Consider the following 1,253-nt stretch of genomic DNA (forward strand, 5'->3'; position numbering starts at 1 on the left):
CGCAAATTGCAATAGTAAGTTAGCCAGTACCGATAAAGCACACAGACGAAAGGGCTCATGGGAGTTCCAGGTGGATCAGGATTAGGCGGCTCGGCCTTTGCGCGCACGTGCTAATTCCTTTCGAAATACTTCAGCTGGTGTACAGAACTTAAGTAAGCGGCGCGGGAGATGGTTGAGCCGAGATTCAGCTTGACGGACCAGACTGGGTGTAGCTAGATCGAGTGATTGCCCCTTAGGAAAGTAACGTCTGAGTATACGATTGTGGACCTCATTAGTGGCGCGTTCGGCCGAGCTATAAGGGTGGGCATAATAAGTCTCGGCAATACCCTCAAGCGCAGCCGTTAGCGTGGTGAACTCTGTTCCGTTATCCGCCGTAACTGTCCGCATAACGTCACCGAATTCAGCCGTAATATTTTGCATGGCATAAGCCACAGATTCAGCGTCTTTACCCTCGATCAAGCGGACAATCTCATAGCGCGTTTTACGTTCGGTAAACGTTAATAGGACACTCTCGCTACCAGCACGTTTGCCAATGACAGTATCGATCTCAAAATGACCAAACTCGTGGCGCGTTTCTACTCGCTTTGGCCGTTCTTCAATACTACGACCGAGTAGGCGCTGATGTTGGTGCGAGTGGTGTTGGGTCGTCCGGCGTTTTGTTTTTTCCAGCAGATCAAGGTTACGGATCTCCAACAGTTGCGCATCGATATAGTTGTACAAAGTCTTCGTACAGACCATTTTGGCCGGCTTAAATAACCGGTGCTTACGGGCATAACCAACAGCAGCGTCCGGCGACCAGCCCTCATGGCAGAACTTATCATCAAAGTAGGCTAAGAAGGCCGTCACTTGGCTAAATTTTAATGGACGTCCACAGTTTTGCCGCTTTATTTCATAGCGATTCTGAGCGGCTTCAGGGCTGTAAATTTCAAAGTAGTGTTTCTGATTATTAACGCGTTTAACTTGCGTGACTCGACCACGCTTGAGCTCATTATTGACGGTCTGGTGGCAGACGCCTAATCGAATCGCTATTTGCCGTGCTGAGCATCCTTCAATGTGCCAAGCGGCGATTTGACCGCGTTCGATTTCCGATAAATGGTGACCTTTTGGGCGTGGTGTGATAGACTGTTCTTGCAGCAAGACGAAAACTTCTTTCATTGTTTGTTGTAGGAACTTCAATGATACCTGAATTTTTCGTCTTGGTGTCTTTTTTTTACCATTTTGGCTGGGTGGCTAACTTAATTATAAAACGCGCG

At 48.1% G+C, this 1,253-nt stretch carries 1 protein-coding gene; it reads right to left on the reverse strand.

The features are described from left to right. Window positions 1-81: 81 nt before the first annotated feature. The gene (locus MMY95_RS15570) at window positions 82-1,155 is read right to left on the reverse strand and encodes an IS30 family transposase (protein ID WP_087843032.1); all 1,074 of its coding nucleotides are present in this window, start codon (window positions 1,153-1,155) and stop codon (window positions 82-84) included. Between the last annotated feature and the right edge of the window lie 98 nt (window positions 1,156-1,253).

This window comes from Lactiplantibacillus sp. ME-2 (assembly GCF_022549155.1).
GTDB classification, from domain to species: domain Bacteria; phylum Bacillota; class Bacilli; order Lactobacillales; family Lactobacillaceae; genus Lactiplantibacillus; species Lactiplantibacillus plantarum.

Coding starts and splice junctions, on each gene's coding strand:
- MMY95_RS15570 (WP_087843032.1), bottom strand. CDS start 1,155: ATGAAAGAAGTTTTCGTCTTGCTGCAAGAACAGTCTATCACACCACGC.